This window comes from Acetivibrio mesophilus (genome assembly GCF_004102745.1).
Taxonomy (GTDB): Bacteria; Bacillota; Clostridia; order Acetivibrionales; family Acetivibrionaceae; genus Hungateiclostridium; species Hungateiclostridium mesophilum.
This window is the reverse complement of the sequence record NZ_RLII01000001.1, coordinates 329,221-353,920: the sequence shown is the minus strand read 5'-3', so window position 1 is coordinate 353,920 and position 24,700 is coordinate 329,221. Positions and strand designations below refer to the sequence as shown.

The following is a 24,700-nucleotide window of genomic DNA, read 5'->3' as shown; positions in this document are numbered from 1 at the left end:
ATCATCTCTTCTTTTTTAATCCTTCTTTAAACAAACGAGTCATTGTCTTTTGTCCATCATCAGAATACAAATCCTCTTTACTGATTTCGCCTTTATATATCATCTCCATGATTTTTATGTATGCCTCACCCAAAGCTGTTGTAATCAAACCGGCTGTTGTACCGGATATCAATCCCCCTGCGACCGTTCCTACTCCCGGAATAAGCTTCAGCAATCCGGATACAATTGACCTGCCAAGCACTGTAGCACCTGCAGCTCCAATAGTTGAAGAAACAAAGGATGTAAGAAAGCTCTTACTAATGTCTAATCCGAAAATTACCGTTATGCCTGCAATCATACTAATCTGTGTAGGCACAAGAAGTGCTGCATCCGCAAAAGGCAAAGGTGCAAAACCTTCACCGAAAGCCCCCGCTACGGCTGCTGCGATTACTGCCTGTGAAGCCTTTTTTTTTGACTCTAAATTTGCCTTTTGAATGTTCTGAAGAGTGTGTTGCAATTCGTTGGGTAACACCTCTGTCATTACATCAATTAAATGATCCAGCCCATATGCCCTGGCAATATACTCCTCATCAAAATCCATATCTTGTGCAAGAACAGGTACTACTTTTGCAATATCTAGGTTCTCTTTCTCTACAAGACTCTTCATTTCAGCAGCTTTCTTTTTTGGAATAGCTTGAGTAAGGACAACGATTATCGGAACCTGTGTTGTTTTATTCCTAGCAGTAAACTCTTTAAGCCATGCAATTTCCGACTCATCAAAAGTTCTATTTGCCCCAACATTTATACAGTACCAAATGCAATGAATAGCATCGTTAACATCTTTTGATCCAGCTCCCTTGCTGATAATTTCAAGAATTTCTTCCTTGACTTTGCTCTGTTGTCCACTGGAGAGTTCAAATCCCGGTGTATCATAAATAGCAAGGGGATATCCCTTCTTAACCTTTTTTCTGATTTCCGATGTCACAGGTCTGCCTAATCCTGTTTCGGCAAAATTTCCGCGAAATAAGCTGTTAATCAAGGTACTTTTTCCCACACCTGATTTTCCAACAACAATAATATTAAGCGTATTTAGTTTCTTTATCTTATCACTAATGGCATCAATACACTGCTGTGCCATCTTGTCTGTATCTATATGCATATTTTTTCTCCATCTAAATTATCAATTTTTCTCATGTGATAATTCTAAGTACTCACTATCTAGCTTGAATAAAATATATCATAATTCACCGTTAAAATCTATTCATTTGCTATCCTTCGACGACAATGACCATGGCTAATCTCTCGCCATCCTACCCCTACTTCTTAAATCTTTCATACGCAAGCTCAATATACTGCTTTCTGGTTAATCCACCAAACCTTTTTGCAAAATCGTCCATATCAAAATTCTCATCCTCACCAAGATATTCAGCTAATTTTCTTTTCAGCTCCGCAATATGTATGTATTTGGATAAATCAGTATATGAATCCGATCTATAACCATGTTTTGAAAGCAAATAGTCAAAATTCATACATAGACTCACACCATAGAAATCCGTTCTGTATTTCAATAATTCAGGAATCTTTTCTGCATCCAATTCTATTATTGAAGTTCCCCATGTAATTTTCACTTTATCTTTCTTACTTCCCTTTAATGGCTCAATCATAAAAGGAAGATCAATATCTTTTTCTTCCAATGTCTTAGTATCAATAATCGGGTAAGTTCCCCAAATAATTTCATTATCCTGTGCAATATCTAAAGGAAGTAATTCAATATTCTGCAAGTCTTCTTTTTTAAGATTGCCATCCTCCGTTACAATGTCATACATTCTAAATATAATCGGTTGAGTCATCTGCCTTCTGAATACATGTTCCTTCGGAATCTCATCCCATTTTTCCAATTGACGGATTTTGCCTAAGATAATTCCATAGCCATAATGCCTGTAGTCAAACTCCACCCTGAATATGTCCCCGGCTGTAAACTTAACGGTCACATGCTTGCTATTGCGTATTCTTTTTATTCTTTCCATATGGTTTTTAGGACTGTTCGACACATATTCCTCTACATATTTTCTAAAATCATTATTATTCCTAATGTTTTCATGCCCTAGGAAATGAAGATATTGAACGTTCCTGGCATTTGCACAATACATATGACAAGGATAATTATCGTTTGCAAATGTTATATTAAAATGACATTCCGTAAATCCGCCATTCATTGCATTGGTGGGGGTTAGACTTTTTTCTCTGCCCCGCTCTGTCTTTGGCAAAATTGTATTCCTATTCTTAGTAACTATTTCCGTATTAAGTTCCGAATAAGAATCTCTTACAATCCCTTCTTTTCCGTTGTCGTCTACTATTTCCTCATAAATAATTTTTCTAATTATGTCTTTATCAAAAAAGAATACAGTCCTCTTATGAATATTATAAGTAGTAGAAAACATCGTTACCTTTTCCCATGAGGGGTCAATCTCATCAAGTGCAAAATATGGTCTTTCCCCATGATTAAACTCAATTAAATACTTGTCCTCCTCAAAATACTTCTGTGCTTTAATCTTCCTTGTTGTCTTTATCCGCTCCTCCTGCCCTTTTATAGAGGCATCATCAAAGGCTATCATTTTATCCTCTGTCAGCATGTTCCCGGTACACGGGCCAAAGATTTCTTTGACTGCAGAGTAATTCACACCATGTTTTCCTCTCCACCAATTGAGAGGATAATATAAGTCACATTCATGCTCAAACCCTCTGTCAGAACTATTGGTATATTCATATATATACCCTTTATCCTGTTCAGTCTGAAAAACTCCGCACATACTCAATATGCCTAATATCGTATCAATTTCAGTCTTGGAGGCTTGAAAAACCTTTTCTTTGGTTATGAGCTTTTGAAGGGCAATAACCCTATTACCGGTTCCAATTCTAGTTGCCAACCCGAATATTCTGTTCAATATAAAAATATCTTTTTCATTGAAATTCACTTTGGGTAGTTTCAAAAATTCCTTTAAATCATGCAATACATAAGCAATATCCCCCAAATCCTGGGTTCCTCCGAAAAACCTCATATAGCTATATTCGTTTAAATCTATTGTAACGATTGTATTGTCATCTGCACCTTCTCCCCCACGAAATCCGCAAACACGGCAATAATTCTTCTCCGGCTCATAACTGTGGTCCGGAAGGCTCTTTGCGTATACATAGCTCGCTAGAGCAGTTCTATATTGCTTGTCTCCGGATGATAGGCTGTAAAGGAAACCCGTTACCACATTATCGATATTGATATCGGCAATGATTTTCTTAATTTCTGAAATTATGCCGTGATGGGATATAGCAAGATTTTCGAACATTACACCATGGGTCTTGCAATATTCAAAATCCTCCGTAGAGTATTGTCCATAGGACTTATTTGAAAACTCATGACCGTGATAATATTTTTTAAGTAATTTAAGAGCTTTTTCATTCATATTAGTTGGCAACAAAATCTTCATTCCCCCTTATAGGTCACGCTTATATATTTATATTATAACACCTCAGTTCAAAGAAAATTTTTCGATTCTAGAAAAATTTTCTTACCTCACTTTTTCCTTCTTCTGCTTGCTTCTGTATCAACGATGAGAATACATTCATAATCTCAAATGACAAGAAGATCACCTCCAAAAGGACAATAGATACAAGGATATTAAAAATTACTATTGACATTCTACCTTAAATACGTTATAGTTAAAGTGGTTAGTTATACATTTTATCAGATAAGTCATAAATTTGATTATACCACTTCCTCTTGAGAAGAGCAATATCATAATAAGAAAAAGTCACAAAAAAGCTGCCCCATAAGAAGCAGCCCTACGATCTCAGTCATAACTAATATAACTATTTGCGATTCATAAAAAATTATTCTACTACCTTCTCCCTCATTTTTTTTATAAACTCTAATACTTTTTCTTCTACCTTAACAAGGTCTTCATCCTTTGGAGCTCCTTCAAACTCCACCGATTCAACAAAGTCCCATTTCATGTTGTTTCTTTCAATTATTTCAGCAAGTTCCTTCTCTGCGCCACCGGACCATCCATAGGACCCAAATCTAATTGCCACCTTACCTGTAATCCTCTTTCTGCCAACCTCATTTAAAGCTACTGCAATCGGTGGAAACAGTTTGTACTCATAAGTAGGTGCTCCAATAATTATCCCTGCAGATTTAAAAACAGTTGCGACCGTTTCACTATCACTTTCCAGTGGCATTTGCAGCTTGTTATATTTGATGCCTTCTCTTTGAAGTATGCTTTCGACATAATCAACTGCTTTTTTAGTCATTCCATACATGGAACCCCACAATATAGTGACTTCATTCTTGCCTGACCCTTCGGCGTATTGGGAAAACCTAGAATAATCATCTATAATTTTTTGTGGATTTTTTCTATAAACCGGACCATGTCCAGGTGCTATAGTACTTATTTCCAGTTGTCTTGCTTTTTCAATTGCCTTTTTTAGGCTAGGTGTAAAAGTTATCATTACATTGGAGTAATACCTTATTCCTTCAGATTCAAAGAAGTCTATCTCTTCAGGTGTCAGCTCATCATCAAAACAGTGGTCTTCCATCCTTCCAAATGCTCCAAACATATCACATGAGAAGAGAGTTTTTGTATCTCTTTCATAGGTGTACATAGTGTCTGGCCAGTGAACGTTTGGTACCGGATGAAAACTCAACACCTTGCCCTTTCCAAGGTCTAGCGTATCTCCTTCCTTCACAATCCTTATCTTGTCCTCACCATAAAAGGAAGCTATGATCTTTGCAGCTTTATCAGTACATATTACTGTAAAATCATCTTTAATTTTTCGGAAGTTTGAAATCCAGCCGGAATGGTCCGGTTCCATATGATTAACAATCAAATAATCAATATTTTTAGGATCAACACCTATGTCTTCCAAATCTCTATAAAGAGTTTCGGGTATTCCATCCCATCCGATTACACCATCAATTATCGCAGTCTTTTCTCCCTGAACTATATAGGAGTTTAAAGACACTCCATTTGCAATCTCCCATATTCCTTCAAACAGTATGTCTTCAACATTCATGGTAAGCATGTGTATTCCATCTGCAATTTTTAACTTCTTCATACTTCATCCTCCTTGAATTCATAATATCACAACTTGTTTACCCACACTAGGGGGTAATATATCAAAAAAATCATGATTAATGTCTTAAACTAATAATATCACAAAGTTATATTGTTTTTCGAGCTTAATACGTTATCTGGATTTTTTATGGTAAAAGGGCTGTCAATTCACTGTTTGACAGCCCTTTTTTAGCCTCTTTTTCCTAATGCTTATTTAACAAACAAGTTATATAGTACTTGTGCCATCTGTGCCCGAGTGGTAGTATCGGTGGGGAAAAGCTTGCCATTGTCGCCGTTAATGTAGCCTACTTCCACAAAATACGTCATGGCCTCTTTAGCCCATGGAGCTATATCCCCCGCATCCGCGAAGGATGACAGGGATTGGCCCGCTGATGCCTCAGGAAGTTTCCCGATACTCTTGAGGGTATTATACAGAAGAGTAAACATCTCCTGACGGCTAACCTCCCTGTCTGGGCCAAACATATTGTTTCCAATACCGCTGGATATGCCTAGACGTTTTGCCGCTGCAAGATAGCCGGTATAATAGGTGTCTTTGGCATCTGTAAAATTGTCCTTCGGATCCATATCGGGTGCTATGCCATAGGCCTTCATCAGCATTACTATGAATTGCCCTCTGGTAAGCTTTGCATCAGGGCTGAAGTTGCCGTCGCCCGTACCTACGGAGATACCCCTTGCCGCTACAAAGGTAACCGCTTTACTATACCATGCAGTTTCCGGCACATCATTGAAGCTTACTTTGTTATAGCCTACCGCATACCTTGAGAAGTGGTTTGTGGTAAAGCTTATAGTTCCTGTTGAAGGAGCATAAACACAATTGCTCACAACCTCCGGCTTTCCTATCTCATTGATGTAGTAAACTACAATGGCGTTTACATCCTCCAAGGCTTTGAGGGTATATGGAACAGCAACTGTTACATATCCTCCGAACTGAGAGATAACCTTATCCCCGCTAATTACACCAAAATCAAATACAGGTCTGTCTCCAATCAATTGTCTTGCTTCTTCACTAAGGTTTTCCGCATTTTTCTTCGATATTGTAATCCTGACATCGTCCACTGCCTCACTTGCCATGGTGCTCAAAGCATCTGCGTCAAAGGTAATTTCCGCAATAGAAGTAGATATAGTAAAGGCTTCTAAACCACTAGCAACGATTGACTCCAGAATTATTTTTGGAATAACGATTTCCACCGATTCTGAATCTGTCGGAGCTTCTACATTAATCTCGATAATTGGAGTGCTTCCACTTTGTTTTGCTTCCGTAATTACCTTATTTACAGCGCTGTTCATCTGCTCCTGCGGAGCTTCTGCTGTTGCTTTGCCGTTTTGATCCACTGTCGAAGGAATTGTTGATATGACAGTTACCTTGCCATCGGAAACAATAACTTTGTTACCATCGCCGGCAGGAACGCTGTCTTCAGGAGAAACAATGTCATCTGGTGAAGAGCCCTCGCCTGTTGAAGATCCACCTCCTGATGGACTGCTACCTCCTGAAGATCCTGAACCACCTTTGGATTCTCCTTTATCAGAGGTATTTTTCTTCCACTGGGCATATACGGTTGTGTCAGAAACTACAGGTGTACTTCCCGTGAAGATTATGCCACTTCCATCAGCTTTAGTATTCCATTCCATAAAGGTATAGCCTGAGCGCGTCGGCTTCTTAGGAAGTGTTCCTAGGCTTTCTCCAGCAATCACAGTCATACTGCCGGGATTAGCCTCAGTATCTCCGCCATTTTTGCTGAATATCACTGTATACAATATTGCTACGGTCACGGTTGCATCTACTGACACATTCGGATCTTCAACAGATGTTGCCGTTACCTTCAGCTCTGTTGCAGTTTCATCGTCTCCTACAGTCAACTTGCCGTCGCTACTGATATATGTGCCACTGCTGGTATTTCCGCTAACGCTCCAAGTGACATCCTGCGACGGGTTATTTATTCCACTTACAACAGCACCAAAGCTCAGGCTTTTGCCTTTTTCAACCGTAGCCGTTTCGGGAGTTATCTTTACGGCAGTAACTACTCGAATCGGTTCTATTACCGTTACGGTTGCATCTGCTGACGCATCCGGATCTGCAACAGATATCGCCGTTACCTTCAGCTCTGTTGCATTCTCATCGTCTCCTACAGTCAACTTGCCGTCGCTGCTGATATATGTGCCGCTACTGGTATTTCCGCTAACGCTCCAAGTGACATCCTGGGACGGATTGTCGATACCCGAAATAGCTGCTGTAAATTCAATAGATTTTCCCTTCTCGACCGCAACATCCTGCGGCGTAATCGTTACTGTGTGAAGGTATGTTGTCTCTGCTTTGATGTCAAGATTTTCAGTCAAAGGTGAGACAGTTAATCGGAATATTCCATCTTCATCTGGTTGATATTGGGTACCGTTTACAGTAATTGAATCAAAGCGATATCCTTCATCGGGTGTTACAACCAAAGTAATCTTACTGCCTTGTCGAGCATAATGTACATCCCCTGAATCCTCAGTTTTTTGTGAATAGTTAGACGGACTGGCAGCATAATCAACATCAGCATCGGTTGCATCAATATTTATTTCATGTTCCACAAGTTCTGTGAAAAACACCTTGTAATCCACCATGCTTTCTCCAAAAAACGCACCTATTTCCATAACTTCACCGACAAACGGTGTACCGTCTTCATTCCTTATAATTTCACCGTTGTAAGTCCAATAATCAACCATACGACTCTCCGCAAGATCGTGAACCGGCTCTGCCGTAAGCACCAGTTTCCTACCGTTACTAATTAATGTACCACTGGTGATTTCTTTGCCGTCATAAGAAGCTGAAATAAATCCAAATTCTGCTGCGGAGAAATTAAGTTCAGTGACACTGATTGGTACGAATCGTGCTTTAATATTCACATCGCCTGTAATTTTCGAACATGAGAGCATTCTGCTGGCGTAGTCTACAACTATGTCAACAACGTCATTGTCAACGTCTTTGTCAATTATTTCGTCGTTAACCATCCAGCTGCGCAGCATATAATCATCGTCAGTCAAAGCCATTATAGACAATTCATCTTCTGAATATACACTTAATTGAACAGTTCTGCCTGCATCTATTTTTCCCTTAAAACTGCTTTCGTTTCCTTCTCCTAAATAACGGACGGTATATTCAAGAGAACCGTTATTACCTGCAGTGATGGTAGCAGTATGATAAACCGGGTCAGTAACAAAGACACCTTCAACCAAAATATCCCGGGTCAAATATGGTACCGTCAGAACTGAATCTGTTCCTGCTTCGCTGCCATTGATTGTCCAGTGGTCGAATATGTATCCGCGTGCCGGCTGTGCAGTAAATACCAGCTTTGTACCGCCGGATATATTTTCACCACCGGAAAAATCAGTAGCAATGCCGTTCGCAGTAGCTTTTACTTTGTTGCCCGCATCTTTGGGTGATATCTCTAAAGATACTTTGTAAGATCCACGTGTAACAGGAACTTCAACAGCGGTGTTTTCTTTCAAAACAAATGTATAGCTCCCAAGTCCAGTTCCGACACTTTCCCCGTTAACAAGCCATTCACCGGAAGCAGCACTGTAACCGGGCTTTGGAGCAACTGTGATTTCCGTGTCACCGCGAAGAGTTATACTTCCTTCAGCAGTTTTTGTCACATAGCTTCCAGTATCGTCCTGTGTTGTATAGTTCGCCACAAGCCCCTCCGAAAGATCAAGGGTGTAACTGTCTCTTTCGAATACACCAGTTAAAATAGTATCTTTTGAACCCATGGTAATAGTTGCTGAATATTTTCCTGTATCCGGGTCGATAGTTCCTTTAAAATTGGATTTTGTATTACCGGAGAGAATCCATTCTACAAAATGGTATCCCTGTGCAGGTTCGGCAAGGAACGTTAAGGACGCTCCGGGCTGCACAATACTGCCACTTTTAATACCGGAGTATTTCGGAATTACAGTTCCCCCAATACCGGAAGAAGTGTAATAGAGTCGGTTTTGCGCATAACCGAACTTGACTTTCACAACGGTATTGCTGGCAAAGGTTTTGAAAGTAAATAAATTGGAATCCGTCATGTAAGTAGTTGGTGGTACGTTTGGCGTTTCTACTGTCCAGCTTACTACACGATAACCGTTTTGCGGACTTGCCTTAAAAAGTAAATCCGTGCCTCCCGGAATCACTGATGCCTCATGCCATTGGTTGTTGACATTGGTAGTAGCCGCAGTAACAACAGCACCTTTATCCAATTTCAAGCTTGAGGGCATAACAAGTTCTACCGTTCCCACGATTTCGCCGTCCAGTTTTTCCGAGATAATGGTCAAATCATACCTGGTACTCATAATGTATAAATTAGTAGATTCACCAGTAACAGCATAATTTGGTGTATTCTCAGAAGTGACGCTAACCTGATATGTACCCGGCAAAGTATCATTGTTTATTGCTATCTCTTTGCCCAGATTATCACAATAGGTAAATTTCACATTCAGATTGTTTATGGTATCACCAAAAACCAAATTTCCTTCTTTGACCACCACATCGTCCAATTCGACCGGTGATGCATTTCTGTAAACTTTGTAGAACTCTCCTTTAAACCCGATAGTAATAGGACGAGGTTCAACCCGGAAATTGCATGATTCTACCATAACAGAGTTTATATAGACTTCCACCAAAATAGTTCCGGTTCTTGTCGACGCAAAACTCTTGTCGTCAAGTTTGAACGAAGGATCTTCCAGCCAAATCGGATCATTCTTCGGGTTCTTGTAGTAGAATTTGTATTCGGCACCATTCGTTGCAGGTTCCACAACAACTTGATTATCTCCAGCCGAGTAGACATGCAGTAATTCAAATTTGATGGGATCGCCATAATAATACGAATTTTTGTCGAGGTTCAAGAAATATCCGTCAGAATTTCCCACAACGTAATAAACCTTTTCTTCTACATCCAAAGCCTGGAATACACGGCTTCCGGAATAAAATGCGGAAATTCTATAGGCTCCTTTCAGCAAATTAGCACCATATTCATCCTCACCCGTACTTGCCAAATTCAATGTAGCCGTCGAAGTATAATTTTCCGTGTTGGGTTTTAAAACTGCAGTGAAAGTCTGATCATAACCCTTTCCTTCAATACGGAAAGTCACCGTACCGGTCGGCGCGTAAAAATGATTTTTGTGTTTTGATTTCAACGTAATAGAAACCGTTTTAGATTTATCATCAGCAGCAAAAGAAATCACCTGCGCCTGTCGCATTACATATTCAACTGTGAAGACATCCGAATACGTGGTGATGTAATAGGCAGCATTGTTTTCAGTATCATTGTAAACATAATTGACCCTGCAACGATATTCACCGGCATGGCCATAACCGGAATTGCTAAACCGATATTGTTCCGACGTTGCACCTTTGATGTCCGTCCATCCTTCTTCGCCTTTTTTCTGCCATTGGTACTTGGATGTCTTGTTAATGGGTTCGCTAACCGAAACAGAAACAGTGCTTGCCGTATCAGGATATACTTGGAGAGTATAATTTTCTTTTGTGCCAATCAAGTTGCCGTCGGTATCGTATTCCGGTACCAAGCTTCTCTGAACGCCGTTAAGCGTTATTGTCGGCTCATTCTTGCCAAGTTTGGTTCTGGCTTTCATGGGCTTACTCAATATACTGTAAGGTGGTACCACCGAGCGAATTGCCTGAATCTGATAGTAATATTCCGTATAGGGGGCAAGTTCTTCATCCAGATATTCATAATGATATACGGGTTTTCCGTTGTCGTCGTAAGTAACAGAAGTATATTTCGAAGCATCAATATAATCCTCTTCATAACTACCGCTGCCTTCCGGGAAATCGTAATAGCGGTAAATTTGGAAGCCTGCTATACTTTTTCCGGCAGGATAGCTCCAAGAAAGACCTATTGAGTCTGAAGTGGTTTTGGAATAATCCTGTGCAAAGTCATCAGGCAGTTCCGGTGGACGTCTTACGTCTGTGACCAGATAGCTGACTACAGGAACATCCACTCCGTTAATTTCAGTTGTGTAAGCTAAAAGTTTCCAGGCGAAGTAATAGCCGTAGGGCTCGGCTTCAGCCGGTAAATCGAAAATAGTTCCTGAATACGAGCTTCCCACAGAAGTGAATGTCGAGTGCGAGAAATCTCCTCCTACGCTGCCGACGATTCCCCCACTCGTCTCACCCAACTTGTGTTTACCGCCACCACCCAGCTTAAACTCAAGAGATACACTGTTGGTATAGGTTTCTTCATGTTCATCGGTAATGGAAATTTCCTGGGTCGTACTGCCGTTGCCATAATCCACGCCAGACCAGTCACCGGAATAAACAATGGAATTTTTGAAGCTGGTGGAGCTTTTCGGATAAGAGAACGGATCACCCGGTGTCGATGTCAACACGTCATCACCAATAACCGGTAAAGCAGGATAATCCTTTGTCAATTTTTTGTATTTATCTAATGCAATGGTTTTTATAGCAGGTTTATGAGGAAAGTTGACAGTTACGGTTTGCTTATCATATCTTTCAATCTTGCCGGCAGAATTTTTAACTGGATAATAAGCATTGTAATAATACACTTCTACAGGAATTGAGTATAACACCACTGTGTCTTGCCCTGCTAAAGTGGAATAAGTAACCGACTCCTCTTTGGTGGTTCTATTGACCCATTCATAAGAGAATCCATAGCTCAGGCTTACATCAAATTCAAACCATGCTACTTCACTACCCAATCTCCCCGAAACATATGCACCCAAAGTGAAAGACACCGCGTCACTTGAACCGCTTCCGCTGCCCTTGGAGCTGGAATAGGAAGTTTGTGAATCCATCATGCTACCGCTCAAATCATCCCGGTCCAAATCTTTGAAATAAGGTGTAGAAGCAAGCACCGCTAAAACCTTGGGGTCAGAATAAATAACCTCGTGCTGTCCGGTATAACTGAGATAAGTGGTGTCTTCGTCGGTATCGCAGAGAACAACACTGGCACATCTATTCAGAGGAAGACCTAATTGTTGTCCGTTATTTTCTCCTTTTGGATCGTAACGTATACCCGGCTTGTAAAAACAATTGTAGTCATAGGCAAAAAAGCAGCCATCTTGTATATTGTTGGAGTCGTATTTATCCGGATTAATGGAAAGAAAACGTACCATCACCGCTTCCGGCAGGTTTGCATCCGAGGAGTTGTTCGGTTTGCTTTTATTCATCAGATCGTTTACCCACTTAAAAGCAGTTTTGTAATTATTTTTAGGAAACATTGGGGCGTTCAACAGAACAGCTGCTGTTTCACTTCCTGTTCCTGTCATATCTCCTACCACAATGTCATACTCCATGTAAAAACGCGGTTTGTCGAAATCACGACTTTCCATATTATTGCCTTCGAGGTATATAGGGAAGTAAAACCCTTGGGAGTGATCGGCTCGATGACCGTCCATAGAGTAAACCAATTTCAATCCCTGTTCAGTGTATTGGAACAACAGACTGTCCAGATATATGTAAGGAACATCAACTGGACCTCCAAAATAGCCTACAGCCAAGTTGGCTTTCAATAGTGGAAGGCTGTAAAACAGTTCCTTTTTATTGTCTCGGTGGCTGGCTATGAAAGGATATATGTAATTACCTTTTTCATCTTTTTCAAAAAGATTAAAATTCTGTGATGTTAAAAGATCAAATTTGTTTGTTGCATTGCTAAAAGTATAAATAGCCAAATGACGGCTGTTGAAGTGGGTAAAATTCACATTGTCTTTTTGGTCTATATCGCTTTCCTGATTTCCGCCTATGACCAGTTCAGGAACGCCGTCGCCGGTCAAATCTTTCGCCGTAACGGATGCCCGCACAAGTTTTTCGGGAGTCTCTAATGTCACATTGGAATAAAACAGGTTCATCCTGTCACCGTAAAAAACTTTAAAGCTGCTGGTACTTTTGTCAATACCGCTGTCGACATAATTGTTGCGGTCATCCGTAATTTGATAAGGAGTAAGCAAACCGTAGCTTACAGCCAAGTCGTCGACTCCATCGCGGTTGAAATCGCCGGTTGCAAAGGAAACCATATTGAGGTTTTCACCCATTTTGTAGCTCCATGCCAAATCCCATCTTTCAGGTTTAAGGAAATAATTATCCGCATCGTCCGGTTTGTAGGTGTCATCGATTTGGAGGTCATAAACATCTATGCGATGATTTCCACTCTCGGGAACGTATACGGCCACTTCATCCACACCGTCTCCGTCGTAATCCCCAACTGCAATCTGAACATAGTTGTGCATCATGAGACCAAGTCCCTCATAATATGACTCATCTTGACCTAAAATCCCCAGTTTCCCAGGGGCAACGAGCTGTTTTGTTTTCCCCGGATTGCTGTCTTTCAGTTTCGAAAAATACAAATAGGCGCCGGCTTTATTGCCTACATCGTTTATCGCAACGGTTACAAAATTTGCCTTTTTAGCATCCTTGTTGTTATTGAAGTGTCCTGCCACCGTTTTGACAACACCTGATTTATATTCGTCCGGAATCTCAAGTATCTGATTATCTTCATCTTTATTTGCTCCAATAATCACATCAATAGGTCTTAATCCCAACGGTTTGTTGTGTCCGAACAAACTTCCATGTTCCGCATCCTGTACAATCACTTCGTATACAGGGTTTTGTATAAAGGTGTTTCGACCATATGGATTGTCCGTACTGTTGAGGTCCACATCAGCAGGGATATCCGATGTGTCTATACCCAAAGCGTCAAAAGCATCGGATTCGCTTAGATCGATGCCATCATCACCCGCATTGGCTTCCTCGGCTGCAAACGCCGTAATGGTGTTTAGCTGCAGCATGGATAGCAGCATAATAAATACCAATGCACTTGCTAAAATTCGTTTTACTCTTTTCATTGTACTCCTCCTGAATTTTTGATTTATAATTAACCCTTTATGGGAATTCCTTTCAAGAAAAATCTCTCTCCCTCAAAAAGGTATCAACGCATAGGTGGAGACTTGTTCTTTCCGTATTTAGCAGTAAAAATCATTTTTTTTGACGCCTTATGGATATAAAACATATACACACCTCTGATAGTTCTCATAATTTTATTGTAATTCTTCTTTCCTTACGTTTTACTTTTCCAGATAGCGGATACACAGCACTGTAATCACCACTGCCAGACTAAAAGCAATCACACCTACCAGTACATAGCCGCCCGCATCCTCTAAAAGCATGGTTGAACCGTAAAGCCCGGCAACACTGCCCTGTCTCTCGCCAATCAATGCGGCAGCTACCCCTCCAAGGCTAACCGTTGTTATGAGACACAGCATAGTCAGCACAGCAGCCATTCGCCTTTTATGTTTCCTGCGCAGCACCGCCACACGGCATTCCACCATTGCTTTCCGCACTTCAGCATTGCACACAATTAACCCTCCTTGATAATTGAGGAATAAAACTCCTTTTACTTACTTAAATACATAAAATACAAAAACTCCCCACCTAAAAACTAAATTTTTTAATTAATTTATTGGAAAAATAGGCAGCAAAAAAGAGCCGCCTTTTAGCAGCTCCAATGGTCGTTTATATTGCCTTATTTTGATGGTTTGAGTCTCAGCAACTTGGTGATTCCAATACCGGAGGAAACAGTTAAAACAGGAATGAGCAGACCCACTGTCTGCACAGCCCCCCCTATGCTCAGAAGCAGATTGTAGATGGCGTGAAAGGTAATGGCTATACACAAAAGCCCAAAGGTTCCCGCCACTTTCAACCACGGTCTTCTCCATACATACAGAAGCCCATATCCCACAATAGCTCCGCAGACAATATGCATCGCTCCCGCGCCAAATCCGCGCATGAGCAAAAACAGAAGCTGCGATGTGCCGTTTTCAACGAGGTAACAGGCATTTTCAAAGGTTGCAAAACCTGCCGCCACGAAAAAAATTGCACTTCGTGCCTCCCCCTGTTTCGGTTCAAATACCAGCAAGTAAAATAGCAGGGGCAAAAGTTTCATGGTTTCTTCAATCACCGGTGCAAGCTCGACAGTTGCCTGTGTCATGTCCGCTCCGTAACAACTCGCAAAAAAGGTATTAATGTAGGCCGACAAAAGACACATGCCCGTTCCCGCAATGAAAAAGATAAAAACAGGCCGATTGTTCTTATCCCCGCACAACACGGCAATCAGCAAAGGAGCGGCAATGCAAATAAACACATTTTCAATATAAATCATTCTGTCACCACCTTTTTCAGAGAAGGAAGGAAAGTAAAGAACGTTGAGGTCATTAGAAAGTCAAACCAATAATATGGGTTGGAAAGACTGTAGCTTCTCCAGTAGCAGGAAGTAACCCAAAGAGAATACTCCATCAGCATAAACGCTAACACCGACATGTGAAAATATTGGTGGTTGCGCATCCTATTGTTTTGACGGCGGGCCAACATCAGCTCACGCAGAGCAGAATACCCGCATGCCCCCATCAGCACAGCCCACAAGATATTCAGGAAATAGTCACCCCACCTAAAAAAAAAGAGGCACATGATTGTACTAAAGGCAGGGGCCACCCATGGCAAAAGAGGTCGGTATGTACTATCTCCCGGCAAGCGCAAGGTGTTTTGCAACACTATCAAGAATAACACACTTGCCATCCAGCTTAAATCTGATACAGGAGAAATCTTTGGAGTCCCAGAATAAAACGCAATGAACAGCACCCAGTAAATCAGTCCAAGAGCATATGCTCCATAAAAGCAGGTAAGCAAAAACCATACCTGCTCTTTACTCCGTATTGTCAGTACGGCGGAGTAAATGCAGCAGCCTATAAGGACCACCAGCTGTATGGCATTGTCAATGAGTTCTATCATTGTTACAATCCCCCTTGTCCCATTGTCTTCTCGGCTGCAAGAGAAAACAAAGTATAGTCAGACATACACCGAGTGCAAAAGCCAAAAGTCCAATCAATATATAACCAAGGACTCTGCCCTCAGAAAAAATACTTGCCATCATCCCGGTATTGTTATAGTCCTTTTCGGAAAGCCCTGCCATGATCCCGGGCATTGCAACTGCCGTACCCACTATGATAATCAAACAGGCAGCAACAGCCGACCAGCCTATATAACGGTACTTACGCTGTCTTTTTTGCCTTTCCAATTCTTCCACGCGCCTTTGCACAGCTACGAGCCGCTCATCTGTATTTCGCATCGGTAATTCCCTCCCGTTCCAATAGTGGTCGTAGCCTTTTTTTGCCACGTTCCAGCAAATGATCGATTTGTTTTATGCTCTTTCCCATGACCTGTGCCGCCTGTGCATAGCTCATATTCTCAAAATACAGCAAATACAACGCTTCGCAGTAATCGTGATTGAGCTGTTCCATACATTTTCGCAGGATGCGGCTTTGCTCCTCGGATTGTACCACTGTTTCCACAAGAATTTCGCTTTCCGGTTCATTTTCTAAGCCTTCAAGACTAAAGATGCAATGGCGACGGCGCTTTGTCACATGCCGCAGGGCAAGATTCCTAGCAGTTTTATACAGATAGGCCTTGAATCCGTTTTGGGTAAGTCGAGGCTTAGCAATAATCATGCGTGAAAACGCATCAATCATCAAATCCTCAGCCTCATGAATGTCGTGTATGTAACCGTTAATATAAAGTGTTAGAGCATCACCGTAGCGTTCCATGAGAATGCGCAAGGCATTCCCGTCACCACCCAGGTAGGCAGAAAAAAGCTCTTCGTTTGTTGCTTCTTTTGCTATAACAACCCCCCCTGTTCATCTGCACTTGCAACTGGCAAATCCCATTCTGTACACATAACGCCAAAGGCAGAAAAGATAGTTTTTATCCCTAGTCCTTGAGCAGCAATAGTTCCAAATCCTTATATACCTTGATATTGATTATACAAAAACATCCTCTAAATATGATATGATATTATAACATAATTTTATAATGAAGGTATACACTTTATTAAAGCTATATTCATATATAGGACAAAATTAACATGGAGATGTATGATTTATGATATGAGTGAATATGTTAACCAATTTCTCTTGGTTCACCACCACGCCCCATTGGAATCTTAGATATCGTGAATTCTGTGAATTCACCCTCACGGAGCATCATCTCCGAAAAGATTGTTCCCGGAAGAATTGCATTTGTTCTTATTCCCTTAGGTGCCAATTCCACACCGCATGTCTTAGTTTCTGCTTTTACAAAGGTTACATCATAGCCCTTCGCACGCAAATTCAAATATATAATAGCATTTTGCTTAAAAGATTATATAATAAACAAAGCAGATTATCGACTAATCCTTTTATAATAATCAATAATCATAGCCGCACCACCTTTATTCCCTGGTGCATCAAGCATTTTTCTTTGCATCCTTAAAACATTAGCTGATATTCCTTCATCGTTCATAACTGATAAAACAGTGGTTCTTAGTAATTCGCTATTAATCAAACGATAATCCAGTTTCTTTCCCAGCCCCAATTCTTCAATACGCCTTGCATTTGTAGGCTGATCCGACATAAACGGAATTACAACCATCGGCACCCCACACACAATAGCCTCGGAAATGCTGTTCATTCCTCCATGCGTGACAAAAACATCAGCCTGCTTCAATACCGCCAATTGAGGTGTCACATTGTAGATTTTATAGTTTTCTGGGATATGCTTAAGTTTATGGATCGGGAAGCTTTTCCCGACAGACATAATTACATCTACCTGCTTATTCCTAAAAGCTTCTATACATTTACCGAAAAAGGATGCTGCACCCTTTACAACCGTGCCAAGAGAAATATAAATTAACGGATAATTCGTCTTCTTAAAATCAATTTCTTCCTCTCTCCTGTCGTAAACAGATGCCCCGAGAAATTTGTACTGTTCTTCCGGGAAATCCTCAGCATAGGGCTGATACTCATTTAGGGTATACACAAGATTTAATGCAGGAGGATTTTGGACAATTTCATCAAGCCAACAATCCGTTTTCATCGGGATACCTTTTGCGATTTCTTTTGTCCAAAGCTTACCTATCCATTTATATTTGAATATTCCCAACGGTCCTCCAGCACGAATGTATTCCCGCATGAGATTTTCATTAGTGACAGGTGCAGTAAAAATTCTAACTACGGGTTTGCGATGCTTCTCTGCAAGATGTTTTCCCAGAAAGAAAAACTGTTCATAGATGATGAGGTCGTAATGCTCTGCCATTTTATCAGCAACAGCATACGCATTTTTTATCTGTTCTGAAAGCTTCCGATGATTTTCATAGCCCGCAAAATCTGCACCACTTTCATATACACGTTCCTTCCAGTCAAAGGGCATCAGATATGTTACCGCACACCCCTGTTTGATAAGTTCCTGAACAAGTCCAATCGTTGGCATAAAGTGACCATAATACGGCAAGTTGATAAAAAGAATCTTCACATATATCACTCCAAAATTTTTCTCAGCCCGTTGTCTATTCTACAACTTCAATCTAAGGTTATCAACTCCAACATGTCCGCCATATATTACCGCCTTAACAACTCCATCCTTAAATAAAGGTTTATCTAAAATCTTCCTGTTGCAATCTGAATACCTATGGATACAAAAACTACTAGAGTATCTACAATAAATCCAAGAATCATCGGCTTAACCCCAATATCTCTGATATCCTTGAAACTTGTTTTTAATCCAATAGCCGACAAAGCCATTATCATGCAAAACTTCGAAGTTTTTGAAAGCGCAGGTACTAGAATATTAGGTATAATACCTGTACTGCGGAGAGCTACAACACCAAGAAAGAATATAATAAAGTACGGGAAAATCTTCTTGATATTAAGAGATGTACGCCCATGCACTCCCTCTGATTTTACTTCCAACCTTTCTGTTATAATAGAGAATATTAATACATATGGGATTATAAACAGTGTTCTGGTGAGTTTTACTATAACTGCTGTATTTCCTGCCAATTCAGAGAAAGCATAGCCTGCGGCTACAACTGATGATGTATCATTAACAGCAGTACCTACCCACAAACCATAACCTGCATTAGACATACCAAGGGCAATACCAATCCATGGAATCAAAACTACCGTTAGAACATCAAATATGAATGTTGAGGAAATTGCATAGGCCACATCTTCATCTTTTGCTTTGATAACAGGTGCTACAGTAGCCACAGCAGAACCACCGCATATTGCTGTACTAACTGACAACAGATTAGTGAGTTTCCAGTTCATATTAAATATTCTACCTATCAAGTTTCCCGCTCCAAATGCAGTTGCCATAGTGAAGATCATCACAAAAAATGAGTATTTTCCCACATTTAAAACTTCTGAAAAATTCATATTAACTCCCATAAGTATGATACCAATACGAAGAACCATCTTTCCTGTATAACTTACCCCTACTTTGAATTTATCGTATCTATTCAATATTGGATTGAGTGCCATCCCAACTAAAAGAGCCATAACAGTGGCCCCTATAATATCCCCGGGAATTAGACTGCTTAAAAACATTGCAATAATTGCAACACAAGCACTAAGCATCACCCCAGGTACTATGTTTTTTAATTTCTTTAACATAATCCACCTCCAAATTTATTAAAGCCATGACTTGAATATATCACTTTATTTCTATAAAATAAAATTATAATATTTTATATTTATATAAATAAAATTTATATGGAGGTAATAAATGTTAGATCATAGATTACAGACATTCCTTACACTTTGTGAAACTTGCAATTATACAGCAACTGCCGAAAAATTAAACATGACCCAACCCGCCGTTTCACAGCATATCCAATTTTTAGAGAATTATTACCAAGTGACTTTGATTTCAGGAAAGGGAAAGAACTTTGCTCTTACAGAAGAAGGTAAAGCATTGCAGAAATATGCAAAAACACTTACGGCTAATTCAGAACGAATTTTACCCTTATTGCAGCGCATTAAAAACAGAGTTAAACCGTTAAACTTTGGAGCGACATTGACTATTGGAGAATATATGCTTCCGCCTATTTTATATCAAATATTTAAAGAAGACCCAGAAATTAATATTTCAATGTATGTAGAAAATACTCATATTCTTCAGAAGATGCTTTTGGATGGAAAAATAGACTTTGCCTTGCTGGAGGGGCATTTTGACCGAAAGTACTTTGAGTTTAAACTAATATCCAACGAAAAATATCTAGGCGTCTGTTCCCCTGATAACGAAATAGCATCTAAAACTAACGATCTTCAAGAATTGCTCGATCAAAACCTTATTCTGCGCGAACCGGGCAGTGGAACCCGGCATATACTAGAGCAAGCATTGTACAATCAAAATCTTAGTGTCAAAGATTTTAAAAGGACAATAGAGATCGGTAATATGAAAGCTATTAAAGAATTTTGCCATCAAAATATTGGTATCACTTTTATGTACCGCGAAGCCGTAAAAAAAGAAATATCTCAAGGATACCTCAAGGAAATCCCAATACGAGATTTAAATATTAGTCATCCTTTTAGTTTTGTTTATTTAAAAAACTCTCCTGACAAATCTCAAATAGAATATTGGTTTGAAAGAATAGTAAGCTTGAGGAATAGTTGACTCCTTCTATCTTTCTGTTGAAATCCCTTTTATGTCAGTTAGTTTTTTATTGTTGCCAAGGCTATAAAAGTTCCTTATTTAGCACCTTTCCCCAGTGTTCCCTTTCGACAAAAACGAATCATCTGTTATAGATAAATGTTGCCCTCCAGTCCGCGAAACTTCAAACCGCCCACAGAAAGCAGCCAGAACCAGTCATTCCCAAAAAGACCTCATCTATCACTATTTGCTGTTAGGCAGAATTCTGCAATGGCCTGGGCGGTATCCATCTGCTGCTGTTTAGAAGTAATATCCGCATTCCCATCGCCTTTTTGTGGTCCATAACATCCAAAACCTGCATGATTACCCCCCTGCAAAACTATCTCGGTAAAATTCACCGGCAAATTACTTTTATTTTTCTGATAGGATTCCTTGTTCATCACCCCGTCTTTACTCCCGTATATACTTAACACTCTGATGTTACTAGACGAAATATCTGCTGTTGAATACGATGCCAGCAGAACCAATCCTTCAATCTCGCCACTGTTTTTCGAAGCATAGCTTGCGGCCATGCTACCTCCAAGCGAGTGTCCACCTATATACCAATGAAGTATTTTAGTATTTTGGCTAATATACGTATTCGCTGCATTTATGTCAAATACGGCTAAATTGAATGGCATTTTGGGCAGAATACAAAGGATACCCTTTTGCGCAATTTCGATCATCAGTGGCTCGTAGGCTGTATATTCAACCTTGCCTCCCGGATAAAATATCAGTGCAGTATCGGCGTTGCCCGGATCAAACACGAGTGCACCGTTTATATTCGATATATCTATATCTCCATCAATTCTTGCCTTCTGAATTGCAATATCATCAGCATGATAATAGTCTGAGGTATAAAGCAAAAATGCGCAGATAATAATCAGCAAAAACAAAGCAAAACTTATTGTGATTTTCTTTCCAATCTTCATTTTCTTTATTGTATTCATAACCCTACTCCATATAGTATTTTTGAGTATTACAGAGAATCAATAAACACCGTTTCACATAATAGGCATTGATTTTCGCTCTTTATTAATGATCCTTTTTATAGCAACAGGCAACTATGCTAAAAATGTCATATTCGAGAAACGATTGAGGCCATTTCTCAAATTTCTGAAAAACGAAATCACTCAATCCACATTTTTTTATGTTCCTAATAAAATATAGATGCTGGCTCCAGAATTCAAAAAGGACTTTTTAGCAAAGTGTGTTCTTCGATTGCCACGTCTGAATTTATTATGCTTTACATGTGGTTGATGACGATTGCCTTTCAAGCTGCTATATTTGGAGCAAACTTAATTAGCAAATATCCGTAGATCGTAATTGCGGATTTTTCCATCAATATAAACTTTGCCTTGATTATTTTTCAGCTACAACAAGCATCTCAAAATCTTCTGTCGTAAGCTTATCTTCTCTTGAATAGGCCCCAATTTTAGCCCCGAATATTTCAATTCTTTTAAAGCCAAGAGATTTCAAAAGCCAGGTTATCTCGCTTGGCATATAATATCTTTCATTGCACTCAATCTTATGTTCATTTCCATCATCATCAGTAAAGGTGGTGACATTGTAATCCCTCATGGTCATGAAATCAAAGCCGCTACTTTTATATTGTGCACCTTCTTCATCCGTGTCTTTTTCATGAAAAGCATCAATGGAATGAAATATTGGAAACAAACCATTAAGAGTAGTAAATATGAATTTGGCAGAGCTCTTTAATGATTTGGTGACATTTTCCAATATCTCAAAATTCATCTCATCGGTTTCCATCAAAGGGAATCCGCCTTCACAAAGCATAATGGCTACATCAAACTGATTTTTGAAGGGTAGATTTCTAGCATCATGCTTTAAAAACTCAATTTCTAGGTTCAAATTCTCAGCTTTTTCCCGGGCTCTTTTTAGCTGAGATTCTGACAAATCAATTCCTGTGACACAATAACCTCTTTTTGTGAGTTCTATTGCATGTCTGCCGGTCCCGCAGCCAACATCAATAATCTTTAAAGATTTATCATAGTTAAGCTCTTTCTCGATAAAGTCACATTCACCATTAGTCCCCTGAGTAAAAGACTCTTTATCATACTGCTCTCCATAATTCTCAAATAATTTTTCGTACCACTGCTTCATTTTTCAACACCTCCGGTTATTTTTCTTAGCATTTCTCCAAATATTTTCTGCGTTTAATCCTCATTTTCTCCCATCACCTTTTTAGTTATGGGAAAAAGGAATCATAATGGCGTACCAAGGACTATACCAATCCAAAATATTGATTATTTTTTATGAAAACTGGGATTTCCTATCTGGTAAGAACATGCTTACAATATTTGTGCGCTCCACAATTTGGGCAAACAAGCTTACGTTTAGTAAATGTGTGCGGACCCATGACATAAGCTTTCATGTCAGGTACAAAACGCTCACCACATTCAGGGCATTCAAATGCACCGGCTTCACGGTCCAGTATACATGCGATAGCTATTCCGCCTGTTACTACGAAAATTCCTATCACTATCAGTAGCACACGTATCCAGTTTTCCATCTGAATCGTTCCCGCAATTACAAACATAGGTACTGCAGCAATAATAGTCAATCCAGCAACCATTGCAGATAATATTATTTTCTTTTTACTTTCCTGTGCTTCCCTAACTAAATTCACCATATTCTCCTCCGCTTTCTTCCGATACTCTTCTTCGGATACTCGTTCACCTGTTAAAAGCTCATTAAGTGAAATATCCAGTTGTCTGCACAACGGCAATAATAATGAAACTTCGGGGAATCCGTTTCCACGTTCCCATTTTGATATTGTTTTATCGCTAATTCCCAGCAGTTCAGCTAATTGCTTTTGGGTTAAATTTTTGCGTTTTCGCTCCTGCGCAATAAACCTCCCAATTTTAGTCTGGTCCATATAGCCTCCTCCTTCCCAAGTTCCATTATTATATATACGAGTAATTATTCACACCCACGGTCCGTAGAATATGGTGATTTTATGCGGATTCTACGCTTCGTAGAGTAAAAACAAGTTCATTTTTTTGTATAGATACCTTATAAAAAACCAATAGTATCATACCAAATAGCTTACCTCTATTACCTACTATTTCCATTATCATCAAAGTTCTTTTTTAATGCAGACTCTACCGGAAATATAGACCCAATCAACGTTAAGACTTGCACACCTTGAACTATCATTGTCACTATTCCAACAGCCTTTATATCGCCATGAATAAAGGGCAACATCGCTATTATTGTAGGAATAAGCAAAATGAATCCTATCTTAAACCAGAGCCTTCCACAACAATCATGTGCAAATTTCCAAGTATCCTCATTTTTCATTGATCTGCTGGTTCGATACCCATAGATTCCATTTATTTTTTTCGGTATATGCTTATACATCATATAACCCACTAGAATCATAATAACCGGAATCATTAGATTACATAGGAACATTATCGTCCAAAACCACATTGCAAGCAACCTCCTCAACTTATTGCTTTTATTACTCAATCCTACCGTTATTTCGGGTTATATTTATTAATGTGTCTTACTGTGTATACACCTATGCCCTCATCTTAACCCAACTGTTAATATTATTTACTCTCTACTTCGCATCATTTTCCCATCTCATAACAAGTTCAGTTTCATTTGTATTTATATCAATTTGTTCATTCTCAATAATGAACCCTTCTCTTAGATAAAAACTAACGGCTCTTTCATTTTTCTTATAAACCTGTAGAAAAAGCTCTTTATTTTTCTCCTTGATATAATCTAATAAAATCTTTCCTATTCCTTTTGATTGACTGTTTGTCTCAACAAATATTCCGGCTATATAGTTTCCACTTAATCCAACAAAGCCTTTTATAGATTTTTCCTCATAAACAAAAATTGTTGCCTTGGGCATCATTTGTTTAACTTTATCATAGTTACTTTTCCAATAATTTTCATCAATAAAACCATGGGCAGAGATATTGGTCTCTAGCCATAATCTCATAACACTATTTAAATCAGTATCCTTAAATCCTCTAATCATTTTTATCTCCCTTAAAATTCATAATTCCTTTATATACCTATACTAGTTTCATGGAACCTAATTTATAGCCTTAAAATTCGCTAC

General features: G+C 39.5%; 18 protein-coding genes. 1 reads left to right on the top strand and 17 read right to left on the bottom strand.

Annotated features, from left to right (window positions below):
* Window position 1: 1 nt before the first annotated feature.
* The 12 genes from EFD62_RS01735 to EFD62_RS01680 form a co-directional block, all read right to left on the bottom strand.
* On the bottom strand, window positions 2-1,138 hold the full coding sequence (locus EFD62_RS01735; protein WP_069194584.1) for a YcjF family protein: 1,137 nt from the start codon (window positions 1,136-1,138) through the stop codon (window positions 2-4).
* A gap of 157 nt (window positions 1,139-1,295) precedes the next feature.
* Window positions 1,296-3,461 carry an immunity 26/phosphotriesterase HocA family protein gene (locus EFD62_RS01730; protein WP_128705650.1) on the bottom strand — a complete coding sequence of 722 codons (2,166 nt, stop codon included), beginning with the start codon at window positions 3,459-3,461 and terminating at the stop codon, window positions 1,296-1,298.
* 403 nt (window positions 3,462-3,864) lie between these two features.
* Complete coding sequence (locus tag EFD62_RS01725) at window positions 3,865-5,088, bottom strand: FprA family A-type flavoprotein (RefSeq protein ID WP_069194586.1); 1,224 nt, start codon at window positions 5,086-5,088, stop codon at window positions 3,865-3,867.
* A gap of 209 nt (window positions 5,089-5,297) precedes the next feature.
* Complete coding sequence (locus EFD62_RS01720; protein WP_128705649.1) at window positions 5,298-13,946, bottom strand: S-layer homology domain-containing protein; 8,649 nt, start codon at window positions 13,944-13,946, stop codon at window positions 5,298-5,300.
* 219 nt (window positions 13,947-14,165) lie between these two features.
* Entirely contained in the window at window positions 14,166-14,414 is a 249-nt protein-coding gene (locus EFD62_RS01715) for a hypothetical protein (RefSeq protein WP_144445239.1), read from the bottom strand.
* A 209-nt stretch (window positions 14,415-14,623) separates the two neighbouring features.
* A complete protein-coding gene (locus EFD62_RS01710; protein ID WP_128705647.1) occupies window positions 14,624-15,259 on the bottom strand; it encodes a PrsW family glutamic-type intramembrane protease in 636 nt (211 codons plus the stop codon).
* Window positions 15,256-15,885, bottom strand: a complete 630-nt coding sequence (locus tag EFD62_RS01705; protein ID WP_128705646.1) for a histidine kinase — start codon at window positions 15,883-15,885, stop codon at window positions 15,256-15,258. Before EFD62_RS01705 ends, EFD62_RS01710 begins: the two co-directional genes overlap by 4 nt.
* Window positions 15,869-16,222, bottom strand: a complete 354-nt coding sequence (locus EFD62_RS01700) for a DUF4179 domain-containing protein (RefSeq protein WP_069194590.1) — start codon at window positions 16,220-16,222, stop codon at window positions 15,869-15,871. Before EFD62_RS01700 ends, EFD62_RS01705 begins: the two co-directional genes overlap by 17 nt.
* On the bottom strand, window positions 16,206-16,709 hold the full coding sequence (locus EFD62_RS01695) for an RNA polymerase sigma factor (RefSeq protein WP_268919907.1): 504 nt from the start codon (window positions 16,707-16,709) through the stop codon (window positions 16,206-16,208). The genes EFD62_RS01700 and EFD62_RS01695 overlap by 17 nt, the downstream gene beginning before the upstream one ends.
* A 340-nt stretch (window positions 16,710-17,049) precedes the next feature.
* Entirely contained in the window at window positions 17,050-17,262 is a 213-nt protein-coding gene (locus tag EFD62_RS01690; protein WP_069194592.1) for an SDR family oxidoreductase, read from the bottom strand.
* 48 nt (window positions 17,263-17,310) lie between these two features.
* Window positions 17,311-18,438 carry a nucleotide disphospho-sugar-binding domain-containing protein gene (locus EFD62_RS01685; RefSeq protein WP_069194593.1) on the bottom strand — a complete coding sequence of 376 codons (1,128 nt, stop codon included), beginning with the start codon at window positions 18,436-18,438 and terminating at the stop codon, window positions 17,311-17,313.
* Between the two features lie 125 nt (window positions 18,439-18,563).
* Window positions 18,564-19,580, bottom strand: a complete 1,017-nt coding sequence (locus EFD62_RS01680) for a YeiH family protein (RefSeq protein WP_128705645.1) — start codon at window positions 19,578-19,580, stop codon at window positions 18,564-18,566.
* A 112-nt stretch (window positions 19,581-19,692) separates the two neighbouring features.
* On the opposite strand from EFD62_RS01680, the gene EFD62_RS01675 reads away from it, so the two are divergent.
* On the top strand, window positions 19,693-20,583 hold the full coding sequence (locus EFD62_RS01675) for a LysR family transcriptional regulator (protein WP_069194595.1): 891 nt from the start codon (window positions 19,693-19,695) through the stop codon (window positions 20,581-20,583).
* Between the two features lie 209 nt (window positions 20,584-20,792).
* On the opposite strand, the gene EFD62_RS01670 is transcribed toward EFD62_RS01675, so the two are convergent.
* From EFD62_RS01670 to EFD62_RS01650, 5 genes are all read right to left on the bottom strand, one after another.
* On the bottom strand, window positions 20,793-21,548 hold the full coding sequence (locus EFD62_RS01670) for an alpha/beta hydrolase (RefSeq protein ID WP_069194596.1): 756 nt from the start codon (window positions 21,546-21,548) through the stop codon (window positions 20,793-20,795).
* Between the two features lie 412 nt (window positions 21,549-21,960).
* The gene (locus tag EFD62_RS01665) at window positions 21,961-22,722 is read right to left on the bottom strand and encodes a class I SAM-dependent methyltransferase (RefSeq protein ID WP_069194597.1); all 762 of its coding nucleotides are present in this window, start codon (window positions 22,720-22,722) and stop codon (window positions 21,961-21,963) included.
* A 169-nt stretch (window positions 22,723-22,891) separates the two neighbouring features.
* A complete protein-coding gene (locus tag EFD62_RS01660; RefSeq protein ID WP_128705644.1) occupies window positions 22,892-23,497 on the bottom strand; it encodes a helix-turn-helix domain-containing protein in 606 nt (201 codons plus the stop codon).
* A gap of 179 nt (window positions 23,498-23,676) precedes the next feature.
* Window positions 23,677-24,054, bottom strand: coding sequence for an SdpI family protein (locus EFD62_RS01655; RefSeq protein ID WP_170176833.1), 378 nt, complete (start codon window positions 24,052-24,054; stop codon window positions 23,677-23,679).
* Between the two features lie 133 nt (window positions 24,055-24,187).
* Window positions 24,188-24,616, bottom strand: coding sequence for an N-acetyltransferase (locus tag EFD62_RS01650; RefSeq protein WP_069194600.1), 429 nt, complete (start codon window positions 24,614-24,616; stop codon window positions 24,188-24,190).
* Between the last annotated feature and the right edge of the window lie 84 nt (window positions 24,617-24,700).